The 12,517-nt window shown below is 62.3% G+C and carries 13 protein-coding genes and 1 tRNA gene; 5 read left to right on the top strand and 9 right to left on the bottom strand.

The window, feature by feature from the left end:
- Positions 1–152: 152 nt before the first annotated feature.
- The gene (ftsY, locus tag G3N95_RS38980; RefSeq protein ID WP_205975401.1) at positions 153–1,298 is read right to left on the bottom strand and encodes a signal recognition particle-docking protein FtsY; all 1,146 of its coding nucleotides are present in this window, start codon (positions 1,296–1,298) and stop codon (positions 153–155) included.
- Positions 1,299–1,620: 322 nt separating this feature from the next.
- On the opposite strand from ftsY, the gene rsmD reads away from it, so the two are divergent.
- From rsmD to G3N95_RS38965, 3 genes are all read left to right on the top strand, one after another.
- A complete protein-coding gene (rsmD, locus tag G3N95_RS38975) occupies positions 1,621–2,235 on the top strand; it encodes a 16S rRNA (guanine(966)-N(2))-methyltransferase RsmD (protein WP_205975400.1) in 615 nt (204 codons plus the stop codon).
- A 117-nt stretch (positions 2,236–2,352) separates the two neighbouring features.
- Complete coding sequence (gene coaD, locus G3N95_RS38970; RefSeq protein WP_205975399.1) at positions 2,353–2,859, top strand: pantetheine-phosphate adenylyltransferase; 507 nt, start codon at positions 2,353–2,355, stop codon at positions 2,857–2,859.
- A gap of 151 nt (positions 2,860–3,010) precedes the next feature.
- On the top strand, positions 3,011–3,268 hold the full coding sequence (locus G3N95_RS38965) for a YfhL family 4Fe-4S dicluster ferredoxin (RefSeq protein ID WP_205975398.1): 258 nt from the start codon (positions 3,011–3,013) through the stop codon (positions 3,266–3,268).
- A 69-nt stretch (positions 3,269–3,337) separates the two neighbouring features.
- On the opposite strand, the gene hisC is transcribed toward G3N95_RS38965, so the two are convergent.
- From hisC to G3N95_RS38925, 8 genes are all read right to left on the bottom strand, one after another.
- Positions 3,338–4,429, bottom strand: coding sequence for a histidinol-phosphate transaminase (hisC, locus tag G3N95_RS38960; protein WP_205975397.1), 1,092 nt, complete (start codon positions 4,427–4,429; stop codon positions 3,338–3,340).
- Positions 4,430–4,468: 39 nt separating this feature from the next.
- Entirely contained in the window at positions 4,469–5,071 is a 603-nt protein-coding gene (gene pth, locus G3N95_RS38955; RefSeq protein ID WP_205975396.1) for an aminoacyl-tRNA hydrolase, read from the bottom strand.
- A 120-nt stretch (positions 5,072–5,191) separates the two neighbouring features.
- Positions 5,192–5,803, bottom strand: a complete 612-nt coding sequence (locus tag G3N95_RS38950; protein WP_205975395.1) for a 50S ribosomal protein L25/general stress protein Ctc — start codon at positions 5,801–5,803, stop codon at positions 5,192–5,194.
- Between the two features lie 156 nt (positions 5,804–5,959).
- Positions 5,960–6,916: a ribose-phosphate pyrophosphokinase gene (locus G3N95_RS38945; protein WP_012399735.1), complete on the bottom strand. Its 957-nt coding sequence runs from the start codon at positions 6,914–6,916 to the stop codon at positions 5,960–5,962.
- Between the two features lie 47 nt (positions 6,917–6,963).
- Positions 6,964–7,040: transfer RNA gene (locus tag G3N95_RS38940), tRNA-Gln, on the bottom strand.
- A 51-nt stretch (positions 7,041–7,091) separates the two neighbouring features.
- Positions 7,092–7,973: a 4-(cytidine 5'-diphospho)-2-C-methyl-D-erythritol kinase gene (ispE, locus tag G3N95_RS38935; protein ID WP_205975394.1), complete on the bottom strand. Its 882-nt coding sequence runs from the start codon at positions 7,971–7,973 to the stop codon at positions 7,092–7,094.
- Positions 7,974–7,999: 26 nt separating this feature from the next.
- Positions 8,000–8,632 (bottom strand): lipoprotein insertase outer membrane protein LolB, encoded by a 633-nt coding sequence (gene lolB / locus G3N95_RS38930; protein ID WP_205975393.1) that lies wholly within the window; start codon positions 8,630–8,632, stop codon positions 8,000–8,002.
- On the bottom strand, positions 8,632–10,473 hold the full coding sequence (locus G3N95_RS38925) for a tetratricopeptide repeat protein (protein WP_205975392.1): 1,842 nt from the start codon (positions 10,471–10,473) through the stop codon (positions 8,632–8,634). The genes lolB and G3N95_RS38925 overlap by 1 nt, the downstream gene beginning before the upstream one ends.
- Positions 10,474–10,560: 87 nt before the next feature.
- Between G3N95_RS38925 and mutM the strand changes: the two genes are divergently transcribed.
- On the top strand, positions 10,561–11,391 hold the full coding sequence (gene mutM / locus G3N95_RS38920) for a bifunctional DNA-formamidopyrimidine glycosylase/DNA-(apurinic or apyrimidinic site) lyase (protein ID WP_205975391.1): 831 nt from the start codon (positions 10,561–10,563) through the stop codon (positions 11,389–11,391).
- Positions 11,392–11,398: 7 nt separating this feature from the next.
- Positions 11,399–12,508 carry an A/G-specific adenine glycosylase gene (gene mutY / locus G3N95_RS38915; RefSeq protein ID WP_205975390.1) on the top strand — a complete coding sequence of 370 codons (1,110 nt, stop codon included), beginning with the start codon at positions 11,399–11,401 and terminating at the stop codon, positions 12,506–12,508.
- Positions 12,509–12,517 lie beyond the last annotated feature (9 nt).

The raw sequence follows: 12,517 nt of genomic DNA, 5'->3' as shown, positions 1-12,517 counted from the left end.
TGCATGGTTCGACCGACTAGGCCTACCCCGTCTCTCCTGACCTCAACTTCCCGAACCGCCCGGTGCGGACCCGCATGCCGGGTGGTGTGGCAGGGGCGTAGCCTGTTGGCTACCCCCTATGCCGATCGTCTCGCCTTCAGACGATCACTGCATTACCCCAGCAATGCATCCGAAAACTCTTCCGCGCTGAACGGCTGCAGGTCTTCGACCTTCTCGCCGACGCCGATGAAGTACACGGGCACCGGGCGTTGCCGCGCGATCGCCGCGAGGATGCCGCCCTTTGCCGTGCCGTCGAGTTTCGTCACGATCAGTCCCGTGAGCCCGAGCGCGTCGTCGAATGCCTTTACTTGCGCGAGTGCGTTCTGGCCCGTGTTCGCGTCGATGACGAGGAGCACTTCGTGCGGTGCGCCGTCCATCGCCTTGCCGATCACGCGCTTCACCTTGCGCAGTTCCTCCATCAGGTGAAGCTGGGTCGGCAGACGGCCAGCCGTGTCCGCCATCACGACGTTGATCTTGCGGGCGCGCGCCGCGCCGACGGCATCGAAAATCACCGCGGCGGGATCGCCGCTTTCCTGCTGCACAACCGTCACGTTGTTGCGCTCGCCCCAGATCGCGAGCTGTTCGCGCGCGGCGGCGCGGAACGTGTCGCCCGCCGCGAGCAGCACCGACTGGTTGAAGTGCTGCATATGCTTGGCCAGCTTGCCGATGCTCGTCGTCTTGCCCGCACCGTTGACGCCCGCAATCATCATCACGGTCGGATGGTAGTGGCCGAGCGTCAGCGACTTTTCGAGCGGCTTCAGCAGGTCGATGAGCAGCGTGCGCAGCGCACTCTTGACCTGCTGCGGATCGGTGAGACGGTCGGCGCGCACTTTCTCGCGCAGCGTTTCGAGCAGATATTCCGTCGCGTCGACGCCGGCGTCGGACATCAGCAGCGCCGTTTCCAGTTCTTCGTACAGGTCTTCGTCGATCTTCGTGCCGACGAAAATGCCCGTGATGCTCGAACTCGTTTTCGACAGGCCGCTGCGCAGGCGAGTGAGCCACGAGCGTCGGGCGGATGCTTCGGGCACGGGCGGCGGGACGATTTCGACGTTCGCGTCGTTTTCGTCGGATTCGTCCGCCGAATCTTCGAAATCGGCAGCGTCGGGCGAATCCGGCAAAGCTTGCTGGCGGGGCGCTGCGGGTGCGTCCGGCTCAGCCACGTCCTGCATGTCGACGTCGGCGCCGGAATCGGTCTGCGACGCTTCAGGCGTGTCGTCGGGCGCCTTGGAACCCTTGAATCGTTTGAAAAAGCTGAACATGGTCTGGGCTGGAGTGAGATTGCGCCGGATTCCTGCTTTCGGCCCGGCGACGCGCGGCGGCGAACGGCGATGAGCGGCCACGCGGCGATACGATGGCCGGCAATCGGCGTTCCGACGGCCGCATGACAAACCGGCATGCAAGGCGCTGGAAGCCGCACATTTTATCAGGCGCGTCAGGCGTCGTCGTGATCGCGGGCAGGCACGCACCGCCGTGGTGAACTTCGGCGAGGACGCTTGCGTGCGTGTGGTAACGTGGGCGCTCCGGCTCGCCGATCTTCAGTTTTCGGACCTTCGGCGGGCGTACGCTCAACACATTTCACGCATGTCCCGTACTTCTCCCGCACGCGCAAAAAGCGCGCCTTCCGGCCGCGGCCAGGCACACACCATTCGCATCATCGGCGGCGACTGGAAGCGCACGCCGTTGCCCGTGATCGATATCGACGGCCTGCGCCCGACGCCCGACCGTGTCCGCGAAACATTGTTCAACTGGCTCGGCCAGCGGCTGGACGGCCAGCGCTGCCTCGACCTGTTTGCCGGCAGCGGCGCGCTCGGTTTCGAAGCGGCGTCGCGCGGCGCTGCGCGCGTGCTGATGGTGGAGCGCAATGCGCGCGCGGCGGCGCAGCTGCGGGCGAATCAGGCGAAGCTGTCGGCGAGCGCAATCGAAATCGCCGAAGCCGACGCATTGCGGCTCGCCGCGAGCCTCGCGCCCGGCTCGTTCGATGTCGTGTTCCTCGATCCGCCGTTCGGTGAGGACCTGCTCGGCCGCTCGCTCGAACTGGCGGCGCCTCTGGTAAGCGCGGATGGCTTTCTCTACGTCGAGTCTGGAGAATCGCTCGACGCCGCCGGGCATGCGGCGCTCGGGGGCTGGTCGGTGGTCCGGGAGGGTAAGGCGGGCGCCGTCCACTATCATTTGCTGCAGCGCGAAAATGAGGAATAATGCGCGTTCCATAACAAGCGTCGGGCGGTTTGCCGTCACGCGCGCGATATCGTCGTCAGACGAGTCCTGCGAGGCATGCTCCAGCACGCCTTCTAGCCTGTAGAGAGGAGAAATCCCATGGTTGTCGCCGTGTATCCGGGTACGTTCGATCCGCTCACGCGCGGTCACGAAGACCTCGTGCGTCGCGCATCGAGCATTTTCGACACGCTGGTGGTGGGCGTGGCGGATAGCCGCAACAAGCGGCCCTTCTTCAACCTCGAAGAGCGCCTCGAGATTGCGAACGAAGTGCTCGGCCACTATCCGAACGTCCAGGTGATGAGCTTCAAGGGGCTATTGAAGGATTTCGTCCGCATCAACAACGCGCGCGTGATCGTGCGCGGACTGCGCGCCGTGTCGGATTTCGAGTACGAGTTTCAGATGGCGGGCATGAACCGCTACCTGCTGCCGGACGTCGAGACGATGTTCATGACTCCGTCCGACCAGTATCAGTTCATCTCGGGCACGATCGTCCGCGAGATCGCGCAACTGGGCGGCGATGTGAGCAAGTTCGTGTTCCCGTCCGTGGAAAAGCGGTTGCAGGACAAGGTCGCCGTGCTGGAGCAGGCACGCGCTGCCAATCCGTGACCACTCGCTTGGGCCTGTCGGCGGAGCGTGGGAGTCTCACCTTAACCGGACACGCAGCGTGGTCTATCCGACAGGCGTAAAATTGCGGATTACGGAACGTTTTGACCGGCGCGTGCAGGAACGCGGCGCGCCGGCATGAAGTGAGAACAGCATGGCCCTGATGATTACCGACGAGTGCATCAATTGCGACGTCTGCGAGCCCGAGTGCCCGAACGACGCGATTTCGATGGGCCCGGAAATCTATGTGATCGATCCGAAGAAATGCACCGAATGTGTCGGCCATTTCGATGAGCCGCAATGCGTGCAGGTGTGTCCCGTCGAATGTATTCCGCGCAATCCGGAGCATCTGGAGACGGCGGAACAGTTGATGGCGAAGTACAACGGACTGCAGGCCGCGAAGAGCGCCTGATTCTTTGGATCTGGTTGGATGCGGCACCGCGTGTGACAACGCGGTGCCGTTTTTCTTATAGCCGACGTCTTAGCCGACGTACCCGCCAAGAATATCCTTCAACGCGTCCACCAGCGTGTCGCACTCGGCATCCGTGCCGATCGAGATACGCAGATGCTGGTCGATTCGCGGCAGCTTGAAGTGCCGCACGAAGATTTCCTTTTCCCTGAGTTGCGCGGCGAGCGTGGCGGCGTCGTAGCCCTCATGACGCGCGAACACGAAGTTCGCCGACGACGGCACGACTTCGAAACCTAGCGCGGTCAATTGCGACGTGAGACGTTCCCGGCTCGCGATGACCTTTTCCGTGCATTCACGAAACCACGCGTCGTCCTTATATGCAGCCTTGGCCGCAGCCTGCGCGAGGCGGTCGAGCGGATAAGAATTGAAGCTGTCCTTGACGCGATTCAACGCGTCGATCAGCGCGGCGTCGCCGAATGCAAAGCCCACGCGCATGCCGGCGAGCGAGCGCGATTTCGACGTCGTATGCACGACGAGAAGGTTCGGATACTTGCCGATCAATGCGATCGCCGATTGCGCGCCGAAGTCGACATACGCTTCATCGACAACGACGACTGACTGCGGATTCGACGCGACAATTCGTTCGATGTCCGAAAGCGGCAGCGCATGTCCCGTCGGCGCGTTCGGATTCGGGAAGAGAATGCCGCCGTTCGGCTCGCTTTCAGGCTTTAGGTAGTCGTCGATGCGGATCTGGAACGTATCGTCGAGCGGAATCGTCCGGTACTCGACGTCGTAGAGACGCGCGTACGTCGGATAGAAGCTGTACGTGATGTCCGGAAAGAGGATCGGCTTGTCGTGTTTGAGAAGCGCCTGAAACACAGTGGCGAGCACTTCGTCCGAACCATTGCCCGCGAACACCTGATCCACATGCAGCCCGTGATGCGCGGCGACCGTTTCGCGCAGCATGCGGGCGGTCGGATCGGGATAGCGGCGCAGCGACTCGGCGTGCTCGCCCAACTCGTCGCGGATCGCGCTCACGACAGCGGGCGAGGGCGGGTATGGATTCTCGTTGGTGTTCAGCTTCACAGGATGCGCGAGCGCGGGCTGCTCGCCCGGCACATACGGCGTCAGCCGGTGAACGATGTCGCTCCAGTAGCGGCTCAAGCTTCTCTCCTTTGTGCTTCGACGCGTCGCGGCGTCGCGTCAGGGATTGCGATGCAGCTGCATCATCGCGCGTTCGAGTTCACCCTTCACGACGGTCGGCATCACCGCGAGCGAGCGTTCGATCGACGCGTCGATCACATCCTGCTCTTCCTTGCGCGGCGGCTTCAGCACGAAATTCGCGACGTCGGGCTTCGCGCCGGCGCGCGCGCTTTCGGGAATCAGATCGCGCGGATGGCCGATACCGATGCGCAGACGCCAATACTGCTGCGTCGACAGATGCGCGGAAATGTCCTTCAGGCCATTGTGCCCGCCGCTGCCGCCGCCGAGCTTCAGCTTGACGGTGCCGGGCGGCAGATCGAGTTCGTCATGTGCGACGAGAATCTGGTCCGGCAGAATCTTGAAGAAATGCGCGAGCGCGACGACGGATTGACCTGAACGGTTCATATACGTCATCGGTTGGAGCAGATGCACTTCCTCGCCATAAAGACGTGCTTTCGCGTAGAAGCCGTGGAAGCGCCGTTCATCGCGCAACGTCGTGCCCGCTTCGCGAGCGAGTTGGTCGACGAGCCAGAAGCCGGCGTTGTGACGGGTCGCGGTGTATTCGGCGCCCGGATTGCCGAGCCCGACGATCAGCTTGATCATGTTCGAATGAGCCGCACGGCAGGCCGCGCAGCCTGAAATAACCGAAAAAAAACCCGCCGGGGCGAACCGCGGCGGGTTACGTCGACCGTTCCATTGAAACGGATCGAGAGGATAGCGGCTTTATTCAGCTGCCGGCTTTTCGCCTTCAGCTGCTGCTTCTTCCGACTGGGCACCAGCAGGAATCGGAGCCGAGACGATAACCGGGTTTTCTGCGACGACGTGCGCAACCAGTGCGACGCCAGCCGGCAGAGCGATGTCCGTTGCGTGCAGCGATTGACCCGCTTCGATCTTCGCGAGATCGACTTCGATGAACTCCGGCAGAGCGGCCGGCAGGCATTCGATGTCGATTTCGTTGATGACGTGCGAGATGATCGCGCCGCCCAGCTTAACAGCCGGGTTGGTTTCCTGATTCAGGAAGTGCAGCGGCACCTTCGTGTGCAGCTTCTTCTTCGCGTCGACGCGCTGGAAGTCCACGTGCAGCACGAGCTGACGGAACGGGTGGTATTGCACGTCGCGCAGCAGAACCTGTTGCGACTTGCCTGCCACTTCCAGTTCGAGGATCGACGAGTGGAATGCTTCTTTCTTCAGTGCGTGCCACAGCGCATTGTGATCGAGTTCGATCAGTTGCGGTTCGCCAGCGCCGTACACGATGCCCGGGGCCTTGCCCGAGTTACGCAGGCGGCGGCTCGCACCCGTACCTTGCAGATTACGCTCAAAAGCGACGACTTTCATTTGCTTCTCCATTATCTGCCCGCGACCAGGCAGTAAAACGGGGCCTAGCTTGCTCTCGATGAGCTTCAGGCCCCTGACAAAACGGCATGAACCTTCGTTCGTTCACGCCGATATGCAAAAGCGCCGCATTCATCATGCGGCGCCTTCGCGAATACCTTAGCTTTCCGCGAACAGCGACATCACCGAGTCGCCGCGACGGATACGCGAGAACGTTTCGGCCAGCAGACCTGCGCTCGTCAGCGAGCGGATCTTCGCGCATTGACGGGCTTCTTCGCTGAGGGGAATCGTGTCGGTGACGACGAGTTCGTCGAGCGCCGATGCAGCGATACGCGGACCTGCGCCGCCCGACAGAACCGGGTGCGTCGCATACGCGAACACCTTCGTCGCGCCACGTTCCTTCAACACTTGTGCTGCCTTGCAGAGCGTGCCTGCCGTGTCGACCATGTCGTCCATGATCACGCAGGTACGGCCTTCGACTTCACCGATGATGTTCATCACTTCAGCGACGTTCGCTTTCGGACGACGCTTGTCGATGATGGCCAGATCGCAATTCAGCTGCTTTGCCAGTGCACGGGCGCGGACCACACCGCCGACGTCCGGCGACACGACCAGCAGGTTCTCGTGATTCTGCTTGCGCAGATCGCCGAGCAGCACGGGCGTGGCGTAGATGTTGTCGACGGGGATATCGAAGAAGCCTTGAATCTGGTCAGCGTGCAGATCCATCGTGATGATCCGCTCGACGCCGGCGATTTCCAGCATGTTCGCCACGACCTTCGCCGAGATCGCAACACGCGCCGAACGCGGGCGGCGGTCTTGACGGGCATAGCCGAAGTAGGGGATGGCTGCAGTGATCCGGCCAGCGGATGCGCGCTTGAGCGCATCGACCATGATCATCAGTTCCATCAGATTGTCGTTGGTCGGCGCGCAGGTGGACTGAAGGACGAAGACGTCCTTGCCACGCACGTTTTCCTGAATCTCGACCTGGATCTCACCATCCGAGAACCGGGAGACCATTGCTTTGCCGAGGGGAATACCGAGGATTTTGACGACTTCCTGTGCAAGCGCGGGATTTGCGTTGCCAGTAAAAACCATCAGGCCGTCATGGCTGCTCATCATGCACCTGCTTCAGGCTGTGGGAGGCGAGGAACTGCGAGAATTTATGGCAGGGGAGGAAGGACTCGAACCCTCGCATGCCGGAATCAAAATCCGGTGCCTTGACCAACTTGGCGACTCCCCTACACTAACTTTGAGCTTCACTGAATGTGTAGGTCATTCAGTGCCGCGAAACTTATGCCGCGAAAGCAAAGAGTGGATGCGTATCGAGACTTGCTGTCACTGCACCGTTCCATTCGACTGGCAGTTTGGCATGAGCCGCAACTGCTTCATCTTTACTACGGAACGCCGCAAAAACGCTTGCACCTGATCCTGTCATCCGCGCCGGCGCGATGTTGTCAAACCATCTAAGCACCTGCGCAACTTCCGCGTATTTCCCTGCGACAACCTGCTGCATGTCATTCTGGCCGAAGCTGTCTGGCCATTCTGCGCTGCAACTATGCTGTGCAAGAAAGTCTGCTATTGTGAGGGGCTTCGTATCTCTTGTCAACTCTTTTTCTGAGAAAATCGCTGACGTTGGAACATGAACCCTCGGTGTCACCACCAGAAAGTGGCGCGGCGGCAATTGTACCTGCTCCAGTTCTTCTCCGATACCCTCCGCGAAGGCATTTTTTCCGAACACGAAGAACGGTACGTCGGCGCCCAGTTTCACGGAGAGCGTCTGCAATTCGGCGCGCGGCAGATCCAGCTTCCACAGGCGGTTCAGCGCGAGCAGCGTCGTTGCTGCATCGGAGCTGCCGCCGCCCAGGCCGGCACCCATCGGCAGACGCTTGTCGATCTCGATGTTCACGCCTTCGCTCGTGCCCGTGTGCTCCTTGAGCAGCTTCGCGGCGCGCACGGTGAGGTCGGTATCGGCGGGAACGTCGGCGATGTCGGTGCCGCGCGTGATTGCGCCGTCATCGCGACGCGTGAAGTGCAGCGTGTCGCCCCAGTCGAGCAACTGGAACACCGTCTGCAATGCGTGATACCCATTCGGCAGACGGCCGGTGATGTGCAGGAAGAGGTTCAGCTTCGCTGGGGCGAGACAGTCGCGCAGCGAGTCGTTCGTTTCGATCATGAGTCTTTGCAAAACGCGCGTGCAGGTTACTGGTCGAGCACGAGCTTGATGTCGAGCGGTGGTTCGGTGCGCGCGAGATTGACGCGCTTCACGCCGGTTGCGGGCGCATCGGCATAGGCGATGTAGTCGATCGTCCAGCCGTCCTGTTCGATTTCCTTCAGACGCGATTCCTGCTGTGGATCTTTCTCGGTCTTCGCCTTCGATGTCGGCGCAACCGATGGCTGCAGCCAGTAGCGCAGACCTTCGACGGGCAGCGCGAAGCCGAGTGCGTTCTGCATCAGCGTAGAGACGTTATCGGCTGTCAGCGGCTGACGGTTCGGCAATTCGAGTGTGGCCGCCGACGGCGACGACGTGACGATCGCCATTGTCTGTCCGAGCGGATTGCGCAACTGCAGCGTGACGGTATCGCCGCGTTCCTGCCAGTCGAAATTGCCGTACGCATTGCGCTGCTGGCCGTTCTGATCGACATACTGAACGGCGAAGCGGCCGTGATAGGCGCGGCTAGTCTGTGCAGTGACGGCCGTTGCCGCATTCGACGTCGACGGGCCTTGTGGCTTGACGGAAGCGCAGCCCGACAAGGCCACGATGGCTGCGGCTGCGAGACCCAGCGCCGCACGACGCGGCGCCGGAGAGGAAAACACGGGAAAAGAAAAGTGCATCAGAGATCGTTCACCTGAAAACGTTTGAGCGTTTTGACGAGCGTATCGTTGTCGGGTTCGAGCTTGCGTGCATCGCGCCAAGCTGCGCGCGCCTGATCCTGGTCGCCGCTCTTCCACAGCACTTCGCCGAGATGCGCGCCGATTTCGGCGTTCGGCTGCAGATCGTAGGCCTTGCGCAGCACGCGAATCGCGTCCGACGTGTCGCCGAGCCGGTACTTCACCCAGCCGACGCTGTCCATGATGAACGCATCGTTCGGCGACAGCGCCAGCGCTTTCTCGACCAGCTTGTCCGCTTCCTGCAGACGTTGGCCGCGGTCCGCGAGCGAATAGCCGAGCGCGTTGTACGCCTGCGCGTTATCCGGTTGCGTGCGCATCAGTTTGCGCAATTGCGTTTCCATCACGTCGTAATGACCGTTCTTTTCGGCGGCCATCGCGTAGTCGTACGTGAGATCGGGGTCGTCGGGGAAATCGCTCGTCGCCTGAGCGAGACGTGTCTCGGCTTCCTGATAGCGCTTCGCGTCGAACAGGATCGCGGCGTCGGTGCGCGCGATCAGCGCCTGCTCGTGCGGGTCCTGCGCGCGAATGCCCGCGAGCAGCTTGCGCGCATCGTCGACTTTGCCTTCGCGTTGAAGCAGTTGCGCGCGCGTGATCTGCGCGGGGACGTACTGGCTGCTCGTCGGAGAAATCTTGTCGAGCCAGCGGCTAGCGCCTGCCGTGTCCTTCTGTTCCAGTGACAGTTGCGCGAGATAGATGTACGCCTGGCCCGCATCCGCGCCCGGTGTTTTCTCGGCCTTTTGCGCGTACTGCTGCAGATAGTTCTGCGCTGCGGGCAGATCCTTTTGCTGGATCTTGATGAGCGCAAGCGCCATCAGCGGCGTCAGATCGTTCGGGTTGTCCTTCTGCATGAACTCGAACTGTTTCTGCGCGTCGTCGAGGCGATCGCTTGCGAGATACATTTGCGCGAGCGCGAGCCGGGCTTCATGCGACTTCGGATTCGCCTGGACGTATTTCTCGAGCGACGCGATGCCTTCCTTGCGCTCTTCCGGTCCCATCTGGGACAGCATCAGTGCTGCGGGCAGATAGTCGGGCTTCAGCTTGAGCGCCTGTTCGAGCGATTTGCGAGCGCCAGGCGCATCATCGGCGATCAACTGCTGACGGGCGATCGCGAACTGCGCTTCAGGGCGGTTCATGTCGTTCGCGAGCAGATCCTGCAGCACGTGCAGGCCGCCCACGCGATTCGGCCCGCGTGAAATCAGCAGTTGCAGCGCGAGAATGCCGTTGCCGCGGTTTTCCGGCGGAATCTTCGCGAGTTCCTTGGCGAGCATCGGCTTCGCGTCGTCAGGCTTGCCCGACAGCACGAGCAGCGACGCATCGAGCTGTGCGGCCCGTTCCGATTGCGGCGCATACTCTTGCCACAGTTGCGCGGCGGCCAGCGCATCAGACGGGCTCTGCGCGGCGAGTGCGATTTCTGTTGCGCGCTGGGCCATGCGCGGGTCATGCGTGTCGCGCGCCAGCGAGAGATAGGTTTGATACGCCGGCGCGGGCTGATTGCGTTGCAGCGCCACTTCCGCAGCGAGCACCTGGAATACGATCTGGCTCGACAGCGCGACGTTGGGCAGATTGGTTTTTTCTTCGGCGGAATCGGGGCCGAAAGCGTCTTGTACGGAGACGGAGTTGTCATCCGCATCGGGCGACGGATCCTGCGCATGCGCGGGCAGGGCGGCGAGCGTCCAGACAGCCAGCGCGGCCACACCCAGCAACCGGCGTGCGGAAACGGCGTGCGGCACGCTGTTCGCACCGGCCCGGCGCTTCAAAAACTGCTTAACGATGGACAGGTTCATACAGATCCGTTCAATGTTTCGGTCGATTGTAACGCGCTCGCTACAATAAGCGCATAACCACTGACGCAAGTTGCAGACCAGTTAGACATGCCAGAGTTGCCAGAAGTTGAGGTTACCCGACGCGGAATCGAACCTTACGTCGCGGGGCGCCGCGTCGAACGCGTCGACGTGCGTACGCCCGCGTTGCGCTGGCCGATTCCGCCCGGCTTTGCGCGCCTGCTGCACGGCCGGCTCGTCCACAAGGTGGAACGGCGCGGCAAATATCTGCTGTTCGAGATAGACGAGGGCTGGTTCATCGTTCATCTCGGCATGACGGGAACGCTCAGGGTTCTGCGCAACGTGCCGCATCCGCCTGCGGCGGCGAAGCACGACCACGTCGACTGGATCTTCGACGACTTCATTTTGCGCTTTCGCGATCCGCGGCGCTTCGGCGCTGTGTTATGGCACCCGTGCTCGGCAGGCGACGTACTCGATCATCCGCTGCTGGCGGACCTCGGCGTCGAGCCGTTCGCACCGTCGTTTTCCGGCGCGCTGCTGCATCGGAAGACGCGCGGACGCAAGGTGTCGGTGAAGCAGGCGTTGCTCGCAGGAGATATCGTCGTCGGTGTGGGCAACATTTACGCCTCTGAAAGTCTATTTCGAGCAGGCATCCGGCCGACCACGCCTGCCGGCCGCATCTCGCTGATTCGTTACGATCTGCTTGCGGACGCCGTGCGCGTCACGCTCGCCGCCGCGATCGAAAAGGGCGGCAGCACGTTGCGCGACTTCGTGGGCAGCAACGGCGAAAGCGGCTACTTCCAGCTCGACTATTTCGTCTATGATCGCGCGGGTCAGCCATGCCGCGTGTGCGGCACGCCGATCAAACAGATCGTGCAGGGCCAACGCTCCACTTACTTCTGTCCGACCTGTCAGCGCTGAGCCGTTCATGTCCGTTTCCGCTCCCGTTTCCTCCGTTCCGCATTCGACGATACCCGCTCTGTCCGATTTCTCTGTGCGCCTGATCGCATGGCAACGCGAACACGGCCGTCACGACCTGCCGTGGCAGAACACGCGCGATCCATATCGGATCTGGCTGTCGGAAATCATGCTGCAGCAGACGCAGGTGTCGACGGTGATCCCTTACTACACGCGGTTTCTCGCGCGTTTTCCGGACGTGGCCGCGCTCGCGTCCGCGCCTGCCGATGACGTGATGACCTTGTGGGCCGGCCTCGGCTACTACACGCGCGCGCGCAATCTGCACCGCTGCGCGCAGGTCGTCGTCGAGCAGCATGGCGGGCGGTTTCCCGAATCCGTCGAGGCGCTCGCGGAGTTGCCGGGCATCGGACGTTCGACGGCAGCCGCGATTGCATCGTTCGCATTCGGCGTGCGCGCGACGATTCTCGACGGCAACGTGAAGCGCGTGCTCGCGCGTGTGTTCGGCGTCGAGGGCTTTCCGGGCGAGAAGAAGGTCGAGAACGGCATGTGGCTGCTGGCGGAATCGCTACTGCCCGTCAACGCGACCGACGACGACATCAGCGCCTATACGCAAGGCTTGATGGACTTCGGCGCAACACTGTGCGCACGCGGCAAGCCGGACTGCGTGCGCTGTCCGTTTTCCGTCGATTGCGTGGCGAACGTGACGGGGCGTCAGCGTGAGTTGCCCGCCGCGCGCCCGAAAAAGGCGGTGCCGACGCGCCGCACGTGGATGCTGCTGTTGCGCGACGGCGATTCGGTGATGCTGGAAAAGCGTCCGCCGTCGGGCATCTGGGGCGGCTTGTGGAGTCTGCCGGAAGCGGCTGACGAAGAAGCGCTCGGGCAACTCGCGCGCGACTTCGGCGCGAGTGGAGCCGTATCGCCGCTTGCGCCGCTCACGCATGTGTTCACGCATTTCAGGCTGGATATCGAGCCGCGCATCGCGGAGTTCGATCGGGCGTCGAAGGCCGTGAGCGCGCGCGATGCCGACACCGTGTGGATGTCGTTGAACGAACTCGACGCGTATGGCGTGCCTGCGCCCGTACGCAAGCTGCTGGAAGAACTGCAGGGCTCGCTGATCTGAACGCTGCTG

The sequence above is a fragment of the Paraburkholderia sp. Tr-20389 genome (genome assembly GCF_017104565.1).
In the GTDB taxonomy this organism is placed as follows: domain Bacteria; phylum Pseudomonadota; class Gammaproteobacteria; order Burkholderiales; family Burkholderiaceae; genus Paraburkholderia.
This window is presented reverse-complemented; position numbering and strand designations above follow the sequence as displayed.

What these genes read in the sequence shown, in the direction of transcription:
- mutY (WP_205975390.1), top strand. Translation starts at nt 11,399, where the DNA reads ATGTCCGTTTCCGCTCCCGTTTCCTCCGTTCCGCATTCGACGATACCC.
- mutM (WP_205975391.1), top strand. Translation starts at nt 10,561, where the DNA reads ATGCCAGAGTTGCCAGAAGTTGAGGTTACCCGACGCGGAATCGAACCT.
- G3N95_RS38950 (WP_205975395.1), bottom strand. Translation starts at nt 5,803, where the DNA reads ATGAAAGTCGTCGCTTTTGAGCGTAATCTGCAAGGTACGGGTGCGAGC.
- rsmD (WP_205975400.1), top strand. Translation starts at nt 1,621, where the DNA reads ATGTCCCGTACTTCTCCCGCACGCGCAAAAAGCGCGCCTTCCGGCCGC.
- G3N95_RS38925 (WP_205975392.1), bottom strand. Translation starts at nt 10,473, where the DNA reads ATGAACCTGTCCATCGTTAAGCAGTTTTTGAAGCGCCGGGCCGGTGCG.
- ftsY (WP_205975401.1), bottom strand. Translation starts at nt 1,298, where the DNA reads ATGTTCAGCTTTTTCAAACGATTCAAGGGTTCCAAGGCGCCCGACGAC.
- ispE (WP_205975394.1), bottom strand. Translation starts at nt 7,973, where the DNA reads ATGATCGAAACGAACGACTCGCTGCGCGACTGTCTCGCCCCAGCGAAG.
- coaD (WP_205975399.1), top strand. Translation starts at nt 2,353, where the DNA reads ATGGTTGTCGCCGTGTATCCGGGTACGTTCGATCCGCTCACGCGCGGT.
- G3N95_RS38945 (WP_012399735.1), bottom strand. Translation starts at nt 6,916, where the DNA reads ATGAGCAGCCATGACGGCCTGATGGTTTTTACTGGCAACGCAAATCCC.
- pth (WP_205975396.1), bottom strand. Translation starts at nt 5,071, where the DNA reads ATGATCAAGCTGATCGTCGGGCTCGGCAATCCGGGCGCCGAATACACC.
- lolB (WP_205975393.1), bottom strand. Translation starts at nt 8,632, where the DNA reads ATGCACTTTTCTTTTCCCGTGTTTTCCTCTCCGGCGCCGCGTCGTGCG.
- G3N95_RS38965 (WP_205975398.1), top strand. Translation starts at nt 3,011, where the DNA reads ATGGCCCTGATGATTACCGACGAGTGCATCAATTGCGACGTCTGCGAG.